17 protein-coding genes are annotated in these 21,296 nt (G+C 43.9%); 16 read left to right on the forward strand and 1 reads right to left on the reverse strand.

The features are described 5' to 3' along the window. On the reverse strand, positions 1 to 208 hold a 208-nt coding region (locus tag BUA53_RS12960), incomplete at its 3' end, for a transposase (RefSeq protein ID WP_175546076.1). A gap of 649 nt (positions 209 to 857) precedes the next feature. Here BUA53_RS12960 and BUA53_RS12965 point away from each other — a divergent pair. The 16 genes from BUA53_RS12965 to BUA53_RS13040 all read left to right on the forward strand — a co-directional run bounded on the left by BUA53_RS12965 (position 858) and on the right by BUA53_RS13040 (position 21,188). Then, entirely contained in the window at positions 858 to 3,623 is a 2,766-nt protein-coding gene (locus tag BUA53_RS12965) for a DUF1553 domain-containing protein (protein WP_217652994.1), read from the forward strand. Positions 3,624 to 3,677: 54 nt separating this feature from the next. Beyond that, entirely contained in the window at positions 3,678 to 5,189 is a 1,512-nt protein-coding gene (locus BUA53_RS12970; protein WP_072835817.1) for a DUF1501 domain-containing protein, read from the forward strand. A 139-nt stretch (positions 5,190 to 5,328) separates the two neighbouring features. Further along, entirely contained in the window at positions 5,329 to 6,207 is an 879-nt protein-coding gene (locus BUA53_RS12975; RefSeq protein WP_245793117.1) for a sugar phosphate isomerase/epimerase family protein, read from the forward strand. Between the two features lie 11 nt (positions 6,208 to 6,218). Next, the gene (locus BUA53_RS12980) at positions 6,219 to 7,616 is read left to right on the forward strand and encodes a c-type cytochrome domain-containing protein (RefSeq protein WP_072835819.1); all 1,398 of its coding nucleotides are present in this window, start codon (positions 6,219 to 6,221) and stop codon (positions 7,614 to 7,616) included. Between the two features lie 212 nt (positions 7,617 to 7,828). After that, positions 7,829 to 8,185, forward strand: a complete 357-nt coding sequence (locus BUA53_RS12985) for a transposase (protein WP_072835820.1) — start codon at positions 7,829 to 7,831, stop codon at positions 8,183 to 8,185. A gap of 445 nt (positions 8,186 to 8,630) precedes the next feature. Next, a complete protein-coding gene (locus BUA53_RS12990) occupies positions 8,631 to 9,152 on the forward strand; it encodes a tetratricopeptide repeat protein (protein ID WP_217652995.1) in 522 nt (173 codons plus the stop codon). 163 nt (positions 9,153 to 9,315) lie between these two features. After that, on the forward strand, positions 9,316 to 9,732 hold the full coding sequence (locus tag BUA53_RS12995) for a hypothetical protein (protein ID WP_072835822.1): 417 nt from the start codon (positions 9,316 to 9,318) through the stop codon (positions 9,730 to 9,732). A gap of 248 nt (positions 9,733 to 9,980) precedes the next feature. Continuing rightward, a complete protein-coding gene (locus BUA53_RS13000; protein ID WP_139256431.1) occupies positions 9,981 to 10,445 on the forward strand; it encodes a hypothetical protein in 465 nt (154 codons plus the stop codon). A 25-nt stretch (positions 10,446 to 10,470) separates the two neighbouring features. After that, complete coding sequence (locus BUA53_RS13005; RefSeq protein ID WP_139256432.1) at positions 10,471 to 11,013, forward strand: hypothetical protein; 543 nt, start codon at positions 10,471 to 10,473, stop codon at positions 11,011 to 11,013. A 481-nt stretch (positions 11,014 to 11,494) separates the two neighbouring features. Further along, the gene (locus BUA53_RS13010; protein WP_072835825.1) at positions 11,495 to 12,256 is read left to right on the forward strand and encodes a nuclear transport factor 2 family protein; all 762 of its coding nucleotides are present in this window, start codon (positions 11,495 to 11,497) and stop codon (positions 12,254 to 12,256) included. A gap of 80 nt (positions 12,257 to 12,336) precedes the next feature. Then, positions 12,337 to 12,771, forward strand: coding sequence for a hypothetical protein (locus BUA53_RS13015; protein WP_139256433.1), 435 nt, complete (start codon positions 12,337 to 12,339; stop codon positions 12,769 to 12,771). 292 nt (positions 12,772 to 13,063) lie between these two features. After that, the gene (locus BUA53_RS13020; protein ID WP_084080059.1) at positions 13,064 to 14,716 is read left to right on the forward strand and encodes a serine hydrolase domain-containing protein; all 1,653 of its coding nucleotides are present in this window, start codon (positions 13,064 to 13,066) and stop codon (positions 14,714 to 14,716) included. Between the two features lie 274 nt (positions 14,717 to 14,990). After that, positions 14,991 to 16,073 (forward strand): AI-2E family transporter, encoded by a 1,083-nt coding sequence (locus tag BUA53_RS13025; RefSeq protein WP_072835828.1) that lies wholly within the window; start codon positions 14,991 to 14,993, stop codon positions 16,071 to 16,073. Between the two features lie 273 nt (positions 16,074 to 16,346). Further along, positions 16,347 to 17,330, forward strand: a complete 984-nt coding sequence (locus BUA53_RS13030; protein ID WP_072835829.1) for a PKD domain-containing protein — start codon at positions 16,347 to 16,349, stop codon at positions 17,328 to 17,330. Between the two features lie 199 nt (positions 17,331 to 17,529). Continuing rightward, a complete protein-coding gene (locus tag BUA53_RS13035) occupies positions 17,530 to 18,996 on the forward strand; it encodes an alpha-L-fucosidase (RefSeq protein WP_072835830.1) in 1,467 nt (488 codons plus the stop codon). 14 nt (positions 18,997 to 19,010) lie between these two features. Next, positions 19,011 to 21,188, forward strand: a complete 2,178-nt coding sequence (locus BUA53_RS13040) for a glycoside hydrolase family 3 N-terminal domain-containing protein (RefSeq protein ID WP_072835953.1) — start codon at positions 19,011 to 19,013, stop codon at positions 21,186 to 21,188. The last annotated feature ends 108 nt before the right edge of the window (positions 21,189 to 21,296 follow it).

Here is a 21,296-nt window from a genome sequence, read left to right on the forward strand (position 1 = left end):
TTGAGCTGGTTCCGTTGCGGCTATTGGGATACTCACAGGCATCAGGAGCATGCTTTTCATAGCCTACATGATTGTCCATTTCTGCCTGAAGCATCTCCTGGATAGCTTCTTTAAAGACTTGTTGCAATAAATCGCTGATGCCACCAGCGCTGGATTGCCGCTTTACCTGCTCTTTGAGCAAAAGCTTTAATTGTTCGCTGACTTCCATAAAAACAACTGTGTTTTAAAGTTAACTAATATCGTCCGGCAACAGCAGCTGAGGTAATCCTAATCACCCAACTGCTGTGCCTCACTATCCCTTTACACAGTTATCTAAACACTACCTACATAAACCCAATCTTATCCCATACATAAACCATAGATGTCCCGAGGATATCCCGACTCTATAAGAGTCGGCTTATCGTCGGCTTATCCTCGGGATATCCTCGGGATATCTTCGGGACATCCCCCCATTTGGTTAGTCTTTACCTGGGAATGAAACCTTTCATATAAAAAGCTCTTTATGCATTGGAATAACTGGTTGATCAACCACAGGGAGGAAGGGCTTAAAAATCAACTTTTGATAAAGTGTATAGACATACATGGGTATTAGATAGGATAACCTATGGAACCGGTATCGGGGTTAATTCATACTACACCACCTGGCGGGCAGTGGCTTCTATATTATTGTTTTTGGTTTATGCCGGTGAGGAGAATTGAAGTCGGTAATTCCATTTTTTCAATCCTTTTCAGTTGGAAACTAACGAAATATCAATGTGTAATCTTAATTTGTAGCAAGTTTATTATCATTCAGAAGAGCCGTTTAAGTGAGTGTATGGACATACCGGTTATAAATCCCTTTCAATGCCCAAGGTTATATGAAGTTTTTTTCTCTTCAAAAATTGATGATCGCTGCTATTGTTGTGATGGGAGTGGGTGCATGGTGGTTGTTTAAGCCTTCTGCTAAGATCGACTTCAGCACCGAGGTAAAACCCATTCTCAATAAGAAATGCATCACCTGCCATGGCGGCGTGCGGCAGAAATCAGGCTTCAGCCTTTTATTCAGGGATGAGGCACTAGCCAAAGCGGAATCGGGTAAATACCCTATTGTGCCGGGAGACCCAAATGCAAGTGAATTGGTTCGTCGCATTCATTCTAAAGATCCGGAAGAACGTATGCCTTACCATTCGGAGCCATTGAGTGAACAGGAGATCAATATCCTTACGGAATGGATCAAACAGGGAGCTCAGTGGGGCGAGCACTGGGCCTATGTTCCGGTTCAGGAAGTGGCCCTTCCAAAGCCTTCTACGTCTTTCTTTGGTTTATTCTCTCCATCCAAACCGGCATGGGTAAAAAATGATATCGATTATTTTATTTACGACCAGTTGCAGCAAAGGAAACTCGATCCATCGCCTGTAACGGAAAAGCCTACCCTGTTAAGGAGGGTGAGTATGGACCTTACGGGTTTGCCACCATCTGATCACCTGGCACAACAGTTCCTGCAAGACAATTCACGAAAGTCCTATGAAAACCTGGTTGATTCATTACTGGCTTCTCCGGCTTATGGCGAACGGTGGACAGCCATGTGGATGGACCTGGCCCGCTATGCGGATACCAAAGGTTATGAGCGGGATGCCAACCGTGACATCTGGCACTATCGCGACTGGCTGATCAAAGCTTTTAATGCAGACAAGCCTTATAATGAATTCCTAACCGAGCAGATAGCCGGTGACCTGCTACCTAATGCCACCGATGATCAGTTCATTGCCACCGCCTTTCACCGCAATACCATGACCAATGATGAAGGTGGCACGGATAACGAGGAATTCAGAACTGCGGCTATTGTTGACCGTGTGAATACAACCTGGGAAGCCCTGATGGGCACCACCTTTGCCTGTGTGCAATGCCACAGCCACCCTTACGATCCATTTAAGCATGATGAGTACTACAAATTCATGGCCTTCTTTAACAACAGCCGTGATGAAGATACCGAGGCCGATTACCCGCTGCTCAGGCATTTTTCTGGAAGCGATAGTGCAAAACTTGTTGCAGTGGTAAACTGGCTGAGGGAAAAAGGCTTTAAGGGCGAAGCTGCAAAAACATACCGCTTCCTGAAGACATGGGAGCCCACCTACAACTCTTTGACCACGGACCATTTTATCAACAGTGAATTGAATGATACCAAATGGCTGGCCATGCGCACTCCATCGAGTGCACGTTTGAAAAATGTTGTACTTGACAGAAGATCAGAACTCATTTACCGCTATATAGGCTTTGTACCAGGCGGCACAATAACCATCAGGCTTGATAATGTCAATGGCCCTGTATTGTTGTCAACCTCCATAAAACCTACAAAGGATTGGGAGCTCGTTAAACTTCCTTTTACGCAGGTGCAGGGTACACATGACCTGTACTTTATTTACAACAACCCTTCCCTGAAAGATCCAAAGGCAAGCGGTATCATGTTCGACTGGTTTTATTTTACCAGGCCCTTGCCCGGTCAGTCACTACCGGGATATGATTCTACCAATAAGAACTTTTGGCAGGTACTGAGTGCTAAAAATATTCCTGTCACACCCATAATGGTTGACAACCCTCCTGAAATGTTCCGGCACACTTATGTTTTTGAGCGGGGCAACTGGCTGGTAAAAGGTGATGAAGTGAAACCTGCCGTTCCTAAGTCATTAGGTGCTCTTCCTAAAGGAGCACCTAACAACCGCCTTGGATTGGCGCAATGGCTTACCGATAAAAGAAATCCATTGACCGCACGCACCATGGTCAATCGCTTATGGGAACAGTTGTTTGGTACTGGCCTGGTGGAAACACTGGAGGATATGGGTACACAGGGTGCCGAGCCTACGCACCGCCAATTGCTCGATTACCTTGCCTGGCAGTTTATGAACCGGTACAACTGGAGCATCAAAAAACTATTGAAAGAATTGGTGCTTTCTGCCACCTACACACAGGATTCCAGGGTGTCGAAAGAAGCCCTTGAAAAAGATCCGCTGAATAAATTCTATGCAAGGGGACCACGTGTGCGTTTTTCGGCTGAGCAGGTCCGGGACCAGGCCCTGGCAGTGAGTGGTTTGCTAAGTCCTAAAATGTATGGACCAAGTGTAATGCCCTGGCAGCCTGCAGGCATCTGGATGTCGCCATGGAATGGTTATACCTGGACCAGGAGTGAAGGAGAGGACCAATACCGAAGGGCCATCTATACTTTCTGGAAAAGAACTGCGCCCTATCCATCGATGATCAGTTTTGACGGGGTAGGCAGGGAAGTGTGCATGCCGCGGCGCATACGCACCAACACGCCTTTACAGGCTCTTGTTACACTGAATGATTCTGTTTACCTGGAGGCCTCCCGGTATTTTGCCTACCGCATGCAGCGCGAAGCTAAATCCAGGAATGCAGAGGACCTTATCAATAAAGGATATGAGCTGGCCATGTACAAGCCCATAGCTCCCGGAAAATTAAAAGCACTGATGGAATTATATGCCACCGCCTTGCAGGCTTTTACAAAAGATAAGGACAAGACCTGTGAAATGATAGGAACGAATAATGAACACAATGATCCTGGAACGGCAGCGCTGGTGGTGGTTGCCAATGCCATCCTGAACCTGGATGAACTGGTCACCAAGAGTTGAATCGCCTGATATAAATTTATTTGTAGTACACTTAACTGGAACGAAATAAAACGCATGACACAAAAAGAATTGCACGCGCAGCGATTGTTGAATGAAGCCCGGGAAGCTTCCGCACGCCTGCACACACGGCGGCATTTTTTAAAGGATTGTGCTTTTGGCTTTGGCTCACTGGCATTGGGCTCCCTGCTGCAATCCTGTGGCCTGGGTGGTTCCGGTGCGCCTGCAGCTAATTTATTTGATCCTGCACATCCATTGTTACCTAAGCTGCCCCAATTCGCGGCTAAAGCAAAAAGCGTTATTTACCTGCATATGGCAGGCGCTCCCTCACAACTGGAATTGTTTGACTATAAACCAGAATTAATGAAGCTTGACGGGCAGGATTGTCCGCCTTCATTACTGGAAGGCAAGCGCTTCGCTTTCATACGCGGCGTTCCCAAGATGCTGGGTCCACAGGCCAGGTTTGCACAATATGGACAAAGCGGTGTCTGGATCAGCGACAACCTGCCGCACCTCTCAGGCATAGTGGACGAGATCTCTTTTTTAAAGGCTGTCACCACCGACCAGTTCAACCATGCACCTGCGCAGTTGCTGATGCATACCGGTGGGCCACGCCTTGGAAGACCCAGCATGGGTTCCTGGGTAACTTATGGTCTTGGTACAGAAAACCAGAACCTGCCGGGTTTTGTGGTGCTCACCTCCGGCGGTAAATTTCCCGATGCCGGCAAAAGCGTTTGGGGCAGCGGGTTCCTGCCTTCTGTTTACCAGGGCGTGCAATGCCGCAGTGAAGGTGATCCTGTATTGTTTATCAACGATCCCAAAGGCATGGACCGTGACCTTCGCAAAGCTTCCATCAATGCCATTAACAAGGTCAATGAAGAAGAGTACCAGGAGTATAACGATCCTGAAATTCTTTCCCGTATATCGCAATACGAAATGGCTTACCGCATGCAGATGTCTGTGCCGAAAGTTATGGACATCACTAAGGAACCACAATATATTCATGATATGTACGGCACCAAACCCGGTGAAGCGCATTTTGCCAACAATGTGCTGCTGGCAAGAAAGCTGGTAGAAAAAGGAGTGCGCTTTGTACAATTATTTGACTGGGGCTGGGACAGCCACGGCACTGATCAGTCACTCTCTATAGATGTGGGCCTGATCAACAAATGCCGCCAGACGGACAAGGCAGTTACAGCCCTGATACTTGACCTCAAACAGCGAGGCCTACTCGAAGATACATTGGTGGTATGGGGTGGAGAATTTGGTCGTACACCCATGATGGAGAACAGGGAAGGCAAGCAAAATCCATTCAAGGGTAGAGACCACCACACCGAAGCTTTTACCATCTGGATGGCCGGTGGTGGCATTCGCAAAGGAACCAGTTATGGCGAGACTGATAATATCGGGTATAGTTCCATAAGCGGTAAAGTAACTGCGTTTGATATACAGGCCACCATCCTCAACCAGTTGGGTTTTGACCATGAGAAGTTTACGTACCAGTTCCAGGGCAGACCATTCAGGCTAACCGATGTTCATGGGAAAGTGATACAGGAGATCATTGCCTGATATTCTTTAGAGGATACAAAAAACCCGTTCATCAACCCCAATTGAAAGAGGCAATTCAATAAACATTATTTTCGACACCAGCATGATACAACACAGGAGAGATTTTATTAAAACAACTGCTTCAGCAACAACCGCACTTATGCTTTCATCATTAGATATACTAGCCGCAGGCAACCAGCCTGATTTTGCTGCCGGAAACAACTTCGACTTAAAGATACTCGCCACCAATTGGGGCTTTCCAGGCAGCCTGGAGGAGTATTGTACCAAAGTAAAAAAAGAAGGGTATGATGGCATCGAGCTGTGGTGGCCAAAAGAAAAGCAGGCACAGGATGAATTATTCGGTCTGCTGGAAAAATACCAGCTTGAAGTGGGTTTCCTATGTGGCGCTTACCAAAGTAATTATAAAGAGCATGCGGCTGATTTTAAAAAAGCGGTGACAGATGCTGCCGCCAGCAGGCATCGTCCCCTGTACATCAATTGCCACTCCGGTAAGGATTATTTTTCTTTTGAAGAGAACCAGGCGCTGATCGATCATACCCTGCAGGTTTCTAAGAACACCGGGTTATTGATCTGCCATGAAACACACAGGTCAAGAATGCTGTTTGCTGCACCGGTAGCCCGCAAGTTTTTGGAAAAGAATAGCGGGTTGAAGATCACCTTTGATGTGTCGCACTGGTGCAACGTGAGCGAGTCGTTGCTGGAGGACCAGCCGGAGACATTAAAGCTGACCCTGGAAAGAACAGAACATATTCATGCCCGCATCGGGCATGCCGAAGGTCCGCAGGTGAATGATCCACGTGCACCTGAATGGGAAGCAGCCGTGAAAGCACACCTGGCCTGGTGGGATACCGTAATAGCACGCAAGAAGAAAGAAGGAGGCAGGATCACTATATTAACCGAGTTTGGCCCACCAGATTATATGCCTACAACGCCCTACACCCGTCAGCCATTAGCCGACCAGTGGGGCATTAATGTTCACATGATGCATTTGTTACGTAAACGTTATTTGACTGCTTAAAATCCATTTCCGTGCTCCTTTCTGTTTCAGAATTTATTGGACGTTTTCACCCCGTGCTTGTGCATTTGCCCATTGGCATCTTGTTGCTGGCATTGTTGCTGCAACAGCTTTCGCGTAAAGAAAAATATGCCGTTTCCAGCCCTGTCCTGAAGTTGATCTGGCTGTTAGGTATCGGTGCTGCCCTGGTTTCCTGTATCACCGGTTTTTTATTGTCAAACAATGGTTCGTACGATGGCACTATCGTTTCGCTGCACATGTGGGGTGGCATTGCCGTTACTGCCGTTTCCTTACTGGTGGCCTCAAGGATATTCAGCGGCCGTTTAGATGCCCTTTATAAGGCTAGCAGTGTGCTGTTGCTGGTTTTGATCATCATCACAGGACATTTGGGAGGTACGCTCACACATGGTGAAGGCTACCTGTCTGGCGCAACCGAAGCTGAAAAAGCACCTGCACCGGTAGTGATGCCTGCGGGCAATATCCAGGAAGCACAGGTATACAACGATATGGTGCGGCCCTTGCTGCAGGCACGCTGTTATGACTGCCATGGCGACAAAAAGCAAAAAGGCAAACTTCGCCTGGACAGCCCGGAAGCTATATTGAAGGGAGGGAAGAAGGGCGAGGTGCTGGTGAAAGGGAAGGCTGAGGAAAGTGAGTTGATCAAAAGATTGCTGTTGCCAAAAGACAATGACGACCATATGCCGCCAAAGCAAAAGCCGCAGTTGACCAAAGATCAAATTGCGCTCCTGCATTGGTGGGTGCAGCAGGGTGCTCCATTCAGCAAAAAAGTAAAGGACCTGGAGCAACCTGAAAAAGTTAAAAGCGTGCTGGCGGCTTTACAACAGCCTGCAACCCCCGGCGCTGAAACAGATGCACCGGAAACCCCGGTGGAAGCAGCTGACCCGAAAGCAATAGAAGCACTGAAAAACAGGGGCGTAGTGGTGTTACCTATTGCGCAAAACAGTAATTACCTCTCCGTGAATTTTATTTCTGCCGGCAAGGTAAATGATAAGGACCTGTCTTTGTTATTGCCATTAAAAAAGCAGTTGATCGTACTGAAGCTCAGTGATGCGCCTGTGACTGATGCGGGTGTTTCTTTACTGTCCGGCATGGCTGGTCTCAGGAAACTGTATTTGGATCATACCCAGGTTACTGATAAAGGAATAACGTCCCTGCAAAAGCTGGAACGGTTGCAATACCTGAACCTGGTAGGTACGAGTGTAAGCTTCAATGGCCTGAAACAATTAAGGGGTTTAAAAGAATTGAAGACCATCTACCTCTATCAAACAGGAATCAAAGGCAATGAATGGACAGCCTTGCAAAAGATATTTCCCGGTGTATTGATTGATACCGGTGGGTATCATGTGCCTACACTGGTTACTGATACAACAGTAGTGAAGCCTAAGAAATAAGCGGTGCGAAGGAGAAAGTCCAGGGGAAGCACTCATTAAGAATAGGGTAGAGCCTGGAGAAGCAAGGTACTCCTGCGCTGACCTATGGGGAAATGGATGGATCAAGGTTCATTGGATAAGCTAATTATTTTTACGGCTTTCGTTTGTATTCTTCTCCAGCGAGTCTCCTGAAAGGGACTCGCGGGTTTCAGTTTGATGACGTAAATTGAACAATGTCTATTGAAACCTTAGTTACATCAAAAGGTGTATACTTCATAACATTTACCTGTCATAACTGGCTTCCATTAATTGATACTGCTGATGCCTATGATGAAGTATATAAATTCTTTGAAGTAATAAAAAAGGAAGGGAATGATATTGTTGGCTATGTGATCATGCCCAATCATTTACATCTTCTAATTAATTATAGGAACACTTCTAAAAAACTAAATACCATAATAGGTAATGGAAAGAGGTTCCTGGCATATGATATAGTCAATAAACTACAGCAGAAAAAAGAAAATGAATTGTTGAATCTGTTAACCTCAGGAGTAGAACCCAAAAGACAGATCAAGAGGAAAGAAGCATGAGATATGGAAACCAGGTTTTGATATAAAGGAATGCAGGACGGAAAAGTTCTTGTTGCAAAAACTTAATTACATTCATGATAATCCTGTAAAGGGAAAGTGGATGCTAGCGAAAGACAATGAAGCTTATATTCATTCTTCCTGTTTATTCTACTTTAAGAGGAAACAAAGATTTTGTGAAGTGACGCATTATGAAGAAGTTCTGGATTGGGAGAATATGTACTTATAAATCCGCGAGTCCCTTTCAGGAGACTCGCGGAGGAAGAAAATATCACTTAATGTGATTTTTGAAGGTGATATTGCAGTAGGTGTAGCTATTGATAGCTAGCAAACTTTTACTTCAAGATCTATGAGAATTTTAGTTAACTATTCAATGTCAAGTATTATTTTAAAACTGTTTGTTTACTCATCTTTTTTTCTTACGCAGTGCTACGGGCAGGGAAATAAAATGAATTGCACTCCTAAAGCTATAGAATTGAACAATAAGGCTGCAGATTACCTACAATTTCAAAATTATGATAGCGCACTCTTTTACTTAGACAAAGCAATTGAACTGGATTCAAGCTATTATATCGCGTATAGCAACAAAGGCGCTATTTACTGTACATTAAAGAATTATAGAAAAGCACTGATTGAGACAAAGAAGGTCTTAGTTATAAAGCCCGATTTGGCAGAAGCATGGGTTATAGCAGGCATGCTGAGTGACAAAATTGGAGATACGCTGCATGCACCGGCATTTTACAAAACAAGTATTGAAATATTTGAAAGAAGAATCGCGGACCCCAATAAAACAAAACAGTCTGAATCAAATAGTATTAACAGGGCATTGTCATTAATTCTTATTGGCCAGGAGCGAGAGGGCCGTGAGGAATTCCGGAGACTTACGGAATTGTATCCGAATAATAAGATGCTGGGCCAATTGTTGAATTTAAGCAAGAAGGATTACATAAGCCTAACATTTAGAGAGTAAAGTACAGTGTAAAAATGCAGCTTTCACCAATACGCAACAAGGCAAATGAGCAGCAGGAATGCTAATACTGCCACATAGTAAACACTTTGTTTGTTAGCTGCAATCGAAGGAAAATATTCGCTAAGTTTAGCTCATAAAAATGTTCCTAACCAAAACAACTTAAATGACATTGATGAAAACCAAATGCCACCTGCTCTTCGGCCTAACTGCACTTTTAGCAAGTTGTACACTAACCACTACCCGGATGAAAGACCCGATTTTTATTGACTCTGGCAAAGTTGAAAAGGAGTTGACAAGCATGGTTCGTGCTGAACACATCAATCTTGCCGGAAAGGAAATCACTTCGAATGGTAAGACAAGTACTGAATTAGAGGTAGCCATTACCAATGGGACAAATGTCCCTAAAGGGGACAACGAAAGGAAATCCCTTGAGAAATCAATTGCAGCCAGTGTCAAAAACAATTTAAAAGACCCGAACGCCTACGAAAAGTATACAGTATTGTTCGTGACCAAAGAAACAAGCGGAGCCGTGACAAAGCGCAACTGGGTAGGCGATGTATTTAGTGTTAAAGAACTCTGATAGTAACCAACATCGCTCGATGTAAAGAGATAGCCGGTTGTTCTCATAAAGTTACTTTGACTTTCAAGGGTACGCAAGGAAACTCGCGGACAAAAAGTGCTTGAATACACCTTTAATAAGGGTTGCAATAACAAAGCCTGGGTATTACATTTGACCCATTCAAAGCTTACAAGTTTATGGGTAAAGGATCACTAACAGCTTTCCTCGTGTTTTTTTTAATGTTGCAGGCAAATGCCCAAATTGGTGCAATGAAGTTAGTTGGGAACAACACTAAGGATTATTCAATGGGGTTTGGCGCATTTATTAAAACCGGGGTGCCTGTCTCAGACGCAGCTGATATCACAATGGAATTAAGCGCTAATATTTTTCCCCTGAAAGGTTATGGAATGGATTACGGTACTATCATGTGTCCATTGGTAGCCGGTTACAGGTATACATTGAATGGGACCGGCCAGGGATTATATATTGAACCCCAAATTGGCTACAGCCTGGTTGGAATAACCTCGTTGCCAAATGATGGCAATGACATAGACCTAAAATATCATGGTGTGGTATTGGCAGGAGGAACAGGCTACTTATTTACAATCGGGAGTGCACCTTTTGATTTGAACCTTCGATATGAAACAGTAATCGCTCATGGGGGCTCTAATAATTTTATAAGCCTGGGAATATCAAGATTTATCTCTTTTGGAAAAAGAGACACCAATTATTAAACTACACCGTGACCATATAATGACTATGAAGTTTTACCTCACCATTGCCGCTACAACTTTGGTTTTGTCCTCCTGCTATAAGCAATCCATCGCTGATTCTATGCTTGGTGTTACCAGCATCAAACAAACCACTACTGCTACTTTAAGTTATGAAATCAATGGTAATCCTGTCTCAATCTCAGTTAAGGATGCTGACCACCAGCTCGCTGGTAGTCCCACATTATATTGTGAAAAATCGGGTGGCTATATTCTTAGTGGCATAAGCAGTTTCGGAGAAATTGTTTTTACTTTTCACACTGATAGTCTAATAGTTGGGAATTACAAATACACAAGTTATTATGGCCCCATGTATGTTACCAGTTTCGAAGGCAAGCCTCAATATGTGTATAATCCAGGTGATAATATGAACTTTACTGTTACATCCTATACGGATGGACATATAAGTGGAAATTTTTCCGGCCAGCTTACACCAGCGATAAGCCCGGGATACCCCGATAATATTTACGGTACCCCAGGCTCAGTAATAATTAAAAACGGTTCATTTAATAACGTTCCGGTATTTTATTAGTCCTTCATTAATTTGGATTTTTAAATAATTAAGTTCGTTGGCGGCTAGCAAAAGTTATTCATTGCAGAAATGAACGATTATATAGATCTGTCTAATGAAAATCATTGTTTATAGTAATCCTGGGTTTCCCTACGCCAAGGCTAAGGCAGTGAAGTCCCGGGTGGACTGTAAAATGATACCTCAGTAAACAATAAAATGATGTGTTTCCAGGTGTCCGCCTGGGGACTTCTCCCATGGCCTTGTGCGAAAGGCGGAGAGACCCCGGGATTGCATTTGAGCCGTATCTTTAAACCATACTCCTTCGTTTAGTAGTAATCCCGGGATCTCCATATGCATAAGCCCAGGCAGTGAAGACTTCGAATAAACTAAAAGAAGATCTGTGTGATGGGAGATTTTCAGGAACCGTTAGTGCGTTGGGGTGTAAATCCCTGCATTAGCGATTAGGAATAATGTTACAACGAGCTACATCTAAATTAATGGCATGAAAAAGATTTTTTTTTCGACTTCTTGGTTGCTGATTCACTTTTTAGGAACTGCACAATCTCAGGATAAAGCAGATACCGTTTTTGCCAGAGAACTCTCGCAACTGGCATATAAAAGGATTGAAGCCTTTGACTTAGGTGATACCAGCATCTGGTCGCGTTATGTGGCAAACAGTTACATCATTGCTACACCAACAGGAAAGGTAATAACCAAAGTAGATGTGATGAAGGGATTTGGACCACCTACCCAGGGATACAAAGATGTGTTTCAATTTGAGGACGTGCATGTAATCAAAGACAGCAACGTTGCGGTCATGTCCTATAAAATAAAAGAACACGAATGGTGGGGAAATCAACACAATGACGTGCAGGATTTGAGAAAAACAGACATCTATATTCAGAAAGACGGTTCCTGGTTGCTATTAGCCTCACATGAAACATTTTACCCCCTGGCAAGGAAAGCCGTAAACACTATTCCGATAAAATACGACCGTTATATCGGGCAGTACCAGGTGATGCCTGCCCTGGTTTTTTCCATTTCCCGGGAGAATAACAAACTGTTTATTCATGAAAACACTAACACAAATAAATTTGAACTTTTGCCACTTTCAAACAATGTTTTTTTCTGCCAGCCAGACACCGGTTTCTTTAACGAAGGCGGCGTGGGTGTGGTAGCTTTTGTAAGCGACAAAAAGGGGAAAGTACAATCCATTGCGTTTCGCAGGTACGGAGCGGAAACCAAAGCACAAAGAATGAAATGAGTTCTTTGTTGTTCAATCCAAGGAAAAGTAGCAGTTATGAAAAAAAATCCTTATTTAGCAGAATTAAACCAGCCTTATTTATGAAAACAATTTCTTACTTCTTATTTTTTCTTTTTTTACTTATCGGCGCTACCTCTTGCAAAAAAGAAAAGGATAGTAGTATTACCACCAAAACAAAAACAGAGTTATTGACCTCAAAAACCTGGGTATATGATGAATATTTCACTAACTATAATCAAGCCAGCACATTAGTAGCGTATAAAAAAGGAAAAGCAAATAACTCAATGGACCTCTCCTTAAATAAGGTCAGGTATAACGCCGATGGTACTTACCAGGAGACCACAGAAAACGGAACAACTCTTAGTGGAACATGGAAGTTTCTAAATGGGGAAACTCAAACAGAAGTGACAAATGTAATGGGCACTTTTACATCAAATGTTATTTCACTAACAGAAACAAGTTTTATCTGGTATGACCAATCAGTCGGCAGGTACGGCAAAATGATCCCTCAGTAAACAATAAAATGTTTCTGGCGTCCGCCTGGGGTCTTCTCCCATAGCCTTGTGCAAAAGGCGGAGAGACTCCGGGATTACATTAAGCAATATCTTTCTACCATTGCCCCTTCGTTTTCTAGTAATTCCGGGATCTCTCTACGCACAAGCCCAGGCAGTGAAGACCCCGGGTGAACTGAAAAATGATACTTCAGCGAACAATAAAATGATGTCTTTCCTGGTGTCCGTCTTCTCCCATAGCCTTGTGCAAAAGGCGGAGAGACCCCGGGATTAGATTGAGCCTTATCTTTAAACCATGCCCCTTAGTCTTGTAGTATCCCGGGGTCTCCCTACGCAGAAAACCCAGGCAGTGAAGACCCCGGGTGGACTATTGAGAATGTTCCAGTATTTTATTATGTCCCTGCACTTTTTACAAAGCAAACACGTTATAAAAGGCATGATTAAAAACGTAATCAATTTTTTCTTTTCGATTTTCATTGCACAATCCGTCTTTGGCCAATCTAAGCAAAAGACAATAGACGATTACTTCCTGGCATTAGTTAAAAATCAACAATTCAGCGGAAACGTTTTGGTGATTGAAGAAAATAAAATTGTTTATGAAAAATCTTTCGGGTATGCAGACTATACAACGAAAACACCAAATACGCCCAACATCTCATTCCCTATAGCAAGTATTTCAAAACTCCTGACAGCAACAGCCATTCTCCAGTTAATAGAAAAAGGTTTATTGAAAATTACCGACCCCGTTATTCAATATCTCCCTGATTTTCCATATCCTGAAATAACCCTCAGGCATTTGCTTTCGCATACTTCCGGATTGCCGCCTTACAATGCTTATTTTGATCAATACAAAAGGGAAGACCCTTCGAAAGTCTTCACAAACAAGGATTTCATTCCCGGAATTGTTGCAAACAAACAACCTTTAATTTACCAACCCGGCGAAAAAGGTAATTATGACAACATCAACTTTATTGTACTGGCTTTGATTGTTGAAAAGCTTACTGGAATACCTTATAAAGCCTATATCGAAAAAAATATACTTCAACGTGCAGGTATGAATGAAACCTCGTTTTTTCCATTACCTGAACAATTTAACAGGGCCCAAATCAAAAATTATGCATTTCCACATGTGTATTTGCACCTCTATGATGCCAAACCTGTAAAATCCAATTCTATTCCCTATGTAAGGGCATATTGGCATTCGTATGGTTTTAACGGTTTTGGCGATTATACAAGCACCATGCGGGATCTATGGAAATTTGACAATGCTTTATACAGCAACCAATTACTAAAGCAACAAACATTGGAAGAAGCATTTGTGCCGGTGAAATTAAATAGTGGTGAAAATAATGCCGATGAATTTGGATTAGGATGGGAAATTGAAAAAGATACTTCATTAGGCAAATTAGTTTACCATAGCGGTGCTGCCATGGGTCTAAGTTCCAATATTTTAAGAAATATCACCAAACACCAGACAGTGATCTTATTTGACAACACGCATTTTAATGCCCATGACAATGCTTCAAAAGTAATGATGCTTTTAAATGGCAAAAAAGTTGATACGCCTAAAAAAAGCATTGCGAAAGTGTATGGAAATATTTTGCTCAGTAAAGGTGCAATTGCTGCCAAAGAAAGTTTGGAAACTTTAAAAAGAGACACGGTTAATTATTATCTGAGCGAAGATGAGATGAATTCCCTGGGGTATGACTTTATGGGAAACAATAACCCTTACCATTTGCCCGAAAGACATTTGAATAGACAAGCCGTTGAAACACTGAAAACAAATGTTGATTTGTTTCCAGGGAGTTGGAATGCTTATGATAGTTATGCCGAAGCGCTTTTAGCCGCCGGGCAAAAAGCAGAGGCCATTAAAATGTATCAGGAGTCAGTCAAATTAAATCCCGCGAATGAGAACGGGAAAAAGATTCTAGAAAAGCTTTTAGAATAAAGCGTTGATAAAACCACTATTGTAATACGGGGGTCTGTCGTCCGCCTGGGGTCTTTTCCCATGGCCATGGCAAGGGCGGAGAGACCCCGGGACTTACATTGAGCCTTATCTTTAAAGCATGCCCCTCCGTCCTGAAGTACCCCGGGGTCGCCCTACACTAAAGCCAGGGCAGTGAAGACCCCGGTTGGACTATAAGGATATAAATGTTCTGGGTTGAAAGCTGTAATTTCCATTCAACAACACCGGGAGTGAAGAAGAGAAAAACAAATGGTCTATGAACAACAATACGGCAGAAAGCAGGTATAAAAATGGAGTGCGCCTCATCTTAATTGCTGCTTTTGTAATTTTAGGACTGTGGTTCGCAAAGGAGGTTATAAGTATTCTATTCCTATTCTTTCTTGCAGTTGTGCTCACCCTTATTTTAAATGCTCCCACCATGTGGCTGGTTTCTAAAAAAGTTTCAAGAACCGGGGCAGCTTTACTCGTGTTTTTTGCTATGATGCTCTTTTTGTTTTTTCTGGGCTGGCTGGTTGTGCCACGTATCCTGGAGCAGGTGAGTTCATTAGTGGCCGGTCTCCCGAAATACGTAACAGATCTACAGCGGCAGGTTGCTTCCTTGTTGGTAGATTATCCTTCCCTGAGGGAAAAAGTATTGGATAATTCAGCTTTGAATGAAAACCTGCCTTCGGTTAGTAAAGTAATCACCAGTGTAGGCAGTTTTTCTTATTCACTGATTGGTGGCATTTTCCTGCTTATTGTTTTTTTCAGCATTGTAGTTTATATGCTGATCAATCCTGCTCCACTGATTGAAACCTACCTCACACTTTTTGCGAAGGAAAAAAGACAAAAAGCAACCCTGGCATTGGCAAAGGCTTCGCAAATGATGGTAGGCTGGATGTGGTCGAACCTGGTGGTGGGTTTGTTTGAAGCCATTTTAGTTTTTATATTTCTTACGTTTATGGGTCTTCCCGGTGTTTGGGTGTGGGCAGGATTAGCACTGTTTGCCGAATTGGTTCCAAAACTGGGCCTTTACATAATGGCTGTTCCACCGGTTCTGATAGCGCTTTCCATTGCTCCGATGACAGCCCTTTGGGTGCTTATCTTTTATCTGGCAACGAACGAGATCATGGGTGATTTTGTTATGCCACGCATCCGGTCTTCTACCATGAACCTGCACCCGGTTTCTACTTTGTTTGTTATGCTTGCCATGGCAAGTGCATTTGGATTGATTGGTGCCCTGATTGCTACACCTTTGACCGCTTTTATCAAAGCATATTACGAAACATTTTACTTATCCACGGCATCAAAGGAAAAATTAGGCGACCAGGTAAGGATGATCCTGAACAGGGAAGTATGATTGACTGTACTTTCGATGCAGAAAATGTGAAGCTTTTATGGCAGTGAAGACCCAGGCGGGCCAAAAGTAATAGATCCAAACTGGCCGCTTTTCTTCCTCGCGTCTCCTGCAAGGGACTCACGGGCGAAGAATGTATATTGAAACTATGGTCCAGGGTGTTGAAACAAAGGGATTTGAGGATGTTTTATAATTAAGTGCTGCAAGTCAGATTGTTATATTAGTTGTTTTAAATATTATACAAATTTTGTATCTTATATCTCTTAACTAAAATGCATGATAACCAGACTTGCTTTAGTTGCAATTGCTACAGCAATCATTATTTCATCCTGTAGGAAAGAAACTTCATGCAAAAGTTGTATTGAAGGTAATAAGCCCCCTGTGGCAGTGGCCGGGAATGACCAGGTAATCAGACTTCCTGTTGCCAACATTGTACTAAATGGCACTGCGTCATACGATCCAGATGGAACAATAACAACATGGCGATGGACAAAAATTTCTGGGCCTGCCTGCCAGTTAAATCATGCTGACTCTGCCATCACCAATGCAGACCAATTGGTGCAGGGAATTTACCAGTTTGAGTTGCAGGTAACAGATGATAAAGGAGCAAGTGCAAGGGACACAGTTCAATTGAATGTGAATACTGCATACAATATTAATCATCCACCGATTGCTATTGCCGGAGCGGACCAGGTAATTTACCTGCCACAGGATAATATATTGCTGGATGGCACTGCCTCAACTGACACTGACGGGCAAATAATGAAATGGCGATGGAAAAAGATTGCAGGTCCTTCTTCTTCAACTATTCAAAATGTCGATTCATCCAAAACAGTCGTTAGCTCGTTAGTCCTGGGCAACTATCAATTTTCGCTGCAGGTGACCGATGACAAAGGTGTAAGTTCAAGGGATACGATTGATGTTATAGTAACTCGCAGGTATACTGACAGTATTAGGGTGGATAGTTTATATGGAAATTTATCATGTGTTATGAAGATACCTAACCTTAATAACGTGTTGCCTCCAGGTGCCAAATTCGACGTTTATTTGAAATACTATTGGGGTACGGCTGACAATGGTTATATAGGGTCATTTTATAGTTTAGATACGATACCTGATGGGCAAACTTCAAACCAGTCGACCCCTGGTTATTGGTACTGGTATGAATATAACAATGGTTTGTTGACCATTCATTACCCGGGCAATGTTGATTGTTCATTTACTCCGGCTTATCATGATGTTATGATTAAGTGGTATTAACTTCCTGCATTATTTGCAGGATTGTAATGTTTTCCCGCATCATTAAAACCAATAACTTTTAACTTTCATCTTTCAGTGCTTCTTCCCCGTGAGTCCCTTGCAGGAGACCCGCGGGCGAAGAATTAGGAACGTATCAATCACTTGTTCATGGATGCATTAACTTGAACCCCATTATAAATATTTACCTTTTTTAAAACTTATGCTCCAAACATTCAGGAAAGCAATTTTGATAGGTAGTATCCTTGTATTGACCTGGAGCGGGTTGTCAGCACAATCAAGAAAAGCAGCACCACCCGCACCAGTTGGACCCGTACCCTCAGCCGCTCAATTGCAATGGCACGAAATGGAAATGAATGCCTTTGTACATTTCACCATCAACACCTTTACGGGTAAGGAATGGGGTTATGGCGATGAAAGCCCGGCCCTGTTCAACCCCACAGCCTGCGATCCGCAACAGTGGACCAGGGTATTAAAGCAAACGGGCTTCAAAGGCCTCATCCTTACCTGCAAGCACCATGATGGCTTTTGCCTTTGGCCTTCAAAATACACGGACCATGCTATTCAAAATAGTCCCTATAAGGCAGGAAAGGGCGACCTGGTAAAGGAAACAAGTAATGCCGCCAGGGTATCTGGATTGAAGTTTGGCATCTACCTTTCGCCCTGGGATCGCAACAGGGCTGATTATGGCACTCCTTCCTACATTACCTATTACCGCAAACAGTTGAAAGAGCTGATACACAACTATGGACCTGTATTTGAAATGTGGTTTGATGGCGCTAATGGCGGAGATGGCTATTATGGCGGTGCCAGGGAAATGCGCAGGATCAATGGGGCCAGCTATTACGGTTGGCCCGCAACGTTAGACATGGTGCGCAAAATGGCGCCCAATATCATTTTTTTCAGTGATGCCGGGCCGGGTGTAAGATGGGTGGGCAATGAGAGAGGGGTAGCCGGAGAAACCAATTGGAATACCATCTCCATTGATACCTTGTATGCCGGGAAGGCAGGTATAGAAACCCTGCTCAATACTGGTAGCCCGGATGGAAAAAATTGGGTCCCTGCAGAAACGGATGTATCCATCAGGCCAGGCTGGTTTTATCACGAAACTGAAGACTCACTGGTAAAAACGCCCGAACAATTATTTGATATCTACTTAAGCTCCGTGGGACGCGGCTCCACATTGTTGCTTAATATCCCGCCAGACAAAAGGGGACTTTTCAATGAAATTGATGTGAAGGCCCTTGATGGTTTTGCAGCGCTCTTAAAAAAAGAATTGGGGACCAACTTCGCAGCAGGCTCAAAGGTCCAGGCCAGTAATACGAGGGGCATGCTCAAACAGTTTGCAGCGGCCAACCTTACCGATGGCAACAGGCAAAGTTATTGGGCTACAGATGATAAGGTGACAAGGGCAAGCGTGGAGTTGCAGTTAAGGAAGAAAACAAGGGTAAAGTACATATTGATACAGGAGTATATCAGGTTGGGACAAAGGGTCAATGCATTTACGGTGGAGGCCTGGAAGGACAATGCCTGGCAGGAAGTGGCCTCCGCTACTACCATAGGCTATAAGCGCATTCTTAAGATAGATCCCGTGGAAACAAATAAGATCAGGATCAATATCAGGGATTCCAAAGCATGCCCGGTTTTATCTGCTATAGAAGTGTATTAAAAAGATCATTCATCATGTTCACCAGTTGTTATAAACTATCGAAGCTTGCGCTATTGCTGTTATTATTTGCAGGCAATGCATCAAAGGCACAGCAGCCTGTTCTTCCATTCAGGCAGGCATCATTGTCACAACAGGCAAGGGTAAGCGATCTGTTGTCAAGACTGACACCGGAAGAAAAGATCTCGGTACTCGGATTCCGCAGCCAGGCAGTTGACCGCCTGGGCATCCCTGCTTACAACTGGTGGAATGAAGCGTTGCATGGTGTGGCAAGGGCAGGTAAGGCCACGGTATTTCCGCAGGCTATTGCCATGGCGGCCTCGTTCAACGACGAACTAATGCTACAGGTGGCCGATGCGATCTCCACCGAGGCAAGGGCAAAGTATAACCTTGCGGTTCAGCAGGACAGGCGCCTGCAATACATGGGACTCAGCTTCTGGTCGCCCAATATCAATATTTTCCGCGATCCGCGTTGGGGACGAGGGCAGGAAACCTATGGCGAGGATCCTTTTTTAACTGCTACCATGGGTACTGCCTTTGTGAGGGGAATGCAGGGTAATGATAAGGACCATTTAAAAACTGCGGCCTGCGCTAAGCATTTTGCCGTACACAGCGGGCCGGAAGCCACCCGGCATAGCTTTAATGCCCTGGTAGATGAAAAAGACCTTAGGGAAACTTACCTCTATGCCTTCAAAAGATTAGTGGATGCCGGTGTGGCCTCGGTGATGTGCGCATACAACCGTGTAAACGGAGAACCCTGCTGCACGGGCAATACCTTACTGCAACAAATATTGCGCAAGGAGTGGGGCTTTAAAGGCCAGACGGTTACGGATTGCTGGGCACTGGAAGATATATGGTCAAGACATAAAACATTACCCAACAGCGTTGAGGTGGCAGCCGCTGCTATTAAAGCAGGGGTCAACATGGATTGCAGCAACCTGCTCCAGGATGATGCCATGAAGGCATTGCAACAAAACCTGGTAACACAAAAAGAGGTGGATAGTGTCCTGGCTATAACATTGGGCCTCCAGGTGAAGTTGGGTTTTTATGATGACCCTAACGCCAATCCTTATTCGCACTATGGCGCTGATAGTATCAGTAACGCTTATCATACAGGACTGACCAGGAAGATGGCTGGGCAAAGCATGGTATTGCTGAAAAATGAGCACAACCTGTTGCCTCTTGATAGAAAGAAGTACAGCAGCATTATGGTTGTTGGTCCGACTGCAGCTTCCCTGGATGCGTTGCTGGGCAATTACCATGGCCTTAGCGGCCAGTCCGTAAATTTTGTGGAAGGCATCATTGCAGAAGTGGGAGCTGGAACAAGGGTGGAGTATGACCAGGGTTGCGACTTTACCGATACCACGCATTTTGGTGGAACCTGGGCGGCCGGGAATGCAGATATCACCATTGCAGTAATAGGTTTAACGCCGGTGTATGAAGGGGAAGAAGGTGATGCCTTCCTGGCCCCTGGAGGAGGTGATAAAAAGAATATCAGCCTGCCTGCATCTGAAATTGCTTATATGAAGGCATTACGCCAGGCGCACAATAAACCCATCATCGCAGTGATCACTGCAGGCAGCGCAGTAGATGTTTCGGCCATAGCCCCGTATGCAGATGCCATTATTTACGCATGGTACCTAGGCGAACAGGGTGGTACCGCACTGGCCGACCTGTTATTCGGTAAAATTTCTCCATCCGGTCATCTGCCTGTTACATTTTACGCCTCCATCAATGACCTTCCAGCTTATGACAACTATGACATGCAGGGTCGTACCTATCGTTACTATAATGGCAAGGTGCTGTATCCTTTTGGGTATGGACTGAGTTATACATCGTTTGACTATGCCTGGGAAAAACCACTGAAAGCAAAGTATACACCTGGGGATAGTATTGTAGTTTCCTTAAGTATTAAGAATACAGGTGCCATGGATGGTGATGAACTGGTGCAGGTGTATGTGGAATATCCCAGAGTGGACCGCATGCCATTGAAAGAATTAAAGGCATTCAAAAAGGTCAGTATAAGAAAAGGTGATAGTAAGGAATTAAGCCTGAGCATTCCCCTGGCTGAACTGCAAAAATGGGATGCGTCCAGTCATAAGTGGAAGCTTTATAATGGCATCTATACCATTGCTATTGGTAAAAGTTCTGAGGACTATTATTTAAAAAAGAACTTCCGGGTAGCTGATCATTAAATCAATCTTTGCTACGCACTGCTCAGTTAAAAATTTAACCAGCCCTCCTTTATATCTTGTCCATAGGTTTACTTTTTCATTCCTACTGATGGATATCACTGGTATTTC

Source organism: Flavisolibacter ginsengisoli DSM 18119 (assembly GCF_900129295.1).
GTDB lineage: Bacteria > Bacteroidota > Bacteroidia > Chitinophagales > Chitinophagaceae > Flavisolibacter > Flavisolibacter ginsengisoli.

Excerpts from the sequence above, each read along its gene's own strand:
- BUA53_RS12965 (WP_217652994.1), top strand. The coding sequence starts at position 858 with ATGAAGTTTTTTTCTCTTCAAAAATTGATGATCGCTGCTATTGTTGTG.
- BUA53_RS12970 (WP_072835817.1), top strand. The coding sequence starts at position 3,678 with ATGACACAAAAAGAATTGCACGCGCAGCGATTGTTGAATGAAGCCCGG.
- BUA53_RS12975 (WP_245793117.1), top strand. The coding sequence starts at position 5,329 with ATGCTTTCATCATTAGATATACTAGCCGCAGGCAACCAGCCTGATTTT.
- BUA53_RS12985 (WP_072835820.1), top strand. The coding sequence starts at position 7,829 with ATGTCTATTGAAACCTTAGTTACATCAAAAGGTGTATACTTCATAACA.
- BUA53_RS12990 (WP_217652995.1), top strand. The coding sequence starts at position 8,631 with ATGAATTGCACTCCTAAAGCTATAGAATTGAACAATAAGGCTGCAGAT.
- BUA53_RS12995 (WP_072835822.1), top strand. The coding sequence starts at position 9,316 with ATGACATTGATGAAAACCAAATGCCACCTGCTCTTCGGCCTAACTGCA.
- BUA53_RS13000 (WP_139256431.1), top strand. The coding sequence starts at position 9,981 with ATGAAGTTAGTTGGGAACAACACTAAGGATTATTCAATGGGGTTTGGC.
- BUA53_RS13005 (WP_139256432.1), top strand. The coding sequence starts at position 10,471 with ATGAAGTTTTACCTCACCATTGCCGCTACAACTTTGGTTTTGTCCTCC.
- BUA53_RS13010 (WP_072835825.1), top strand. The coding sequence starts at position 11,495 with ATGAAAAAGATTTTTTTTTCGACTTCTTGGTTGCTGATTCACTTTTTA.
- BUA53_RS13015 (WP_139256433.1), top strand. The coding sequence starts at position 12,337 with ATGAAAACAATTTCTTACTTCTTATTTTTTCTTTTTTTACTTATCGGC.
- BUA53_RS13020 (WP_084080059.1), top strand. The coding sequence starts at position 13,064 with ATGCCCCTTAGTCTTGTAGTATCCCGGGGTCTCCCTACGCAGAAAACC.
- BUA53_RS13025 (WP_072835828.1), top strand. The coding sequence starts at position 14,991 with ATGAACAACAATACGGCAGAAAGCAGGTATAAAAATGGAGTGCGCCTC.
- BUA53_RS13030 (WP_072835829.1), top strand. The coding sequence starts at position 16,347 with ATGATAACCAGACTTGCTTTAGTTGCAATTGCTACAGCAATCATTATT.
- BUA53_RS13035 (WP_072835830.1), top strand. The coding sequence starts at position 17,530 with ATGCTCCAAACATTCAGGAAAGCAATTTTGATAGGTAGTATCCTTGTA.
- BUA53_RS13040 (WP_072835953.1), top strand. The coding sequence starts at position 19,011 with ATGTTCACCAGTTGTTATAAACTATCGAAGCTTGCGCTATTGCTGTTA.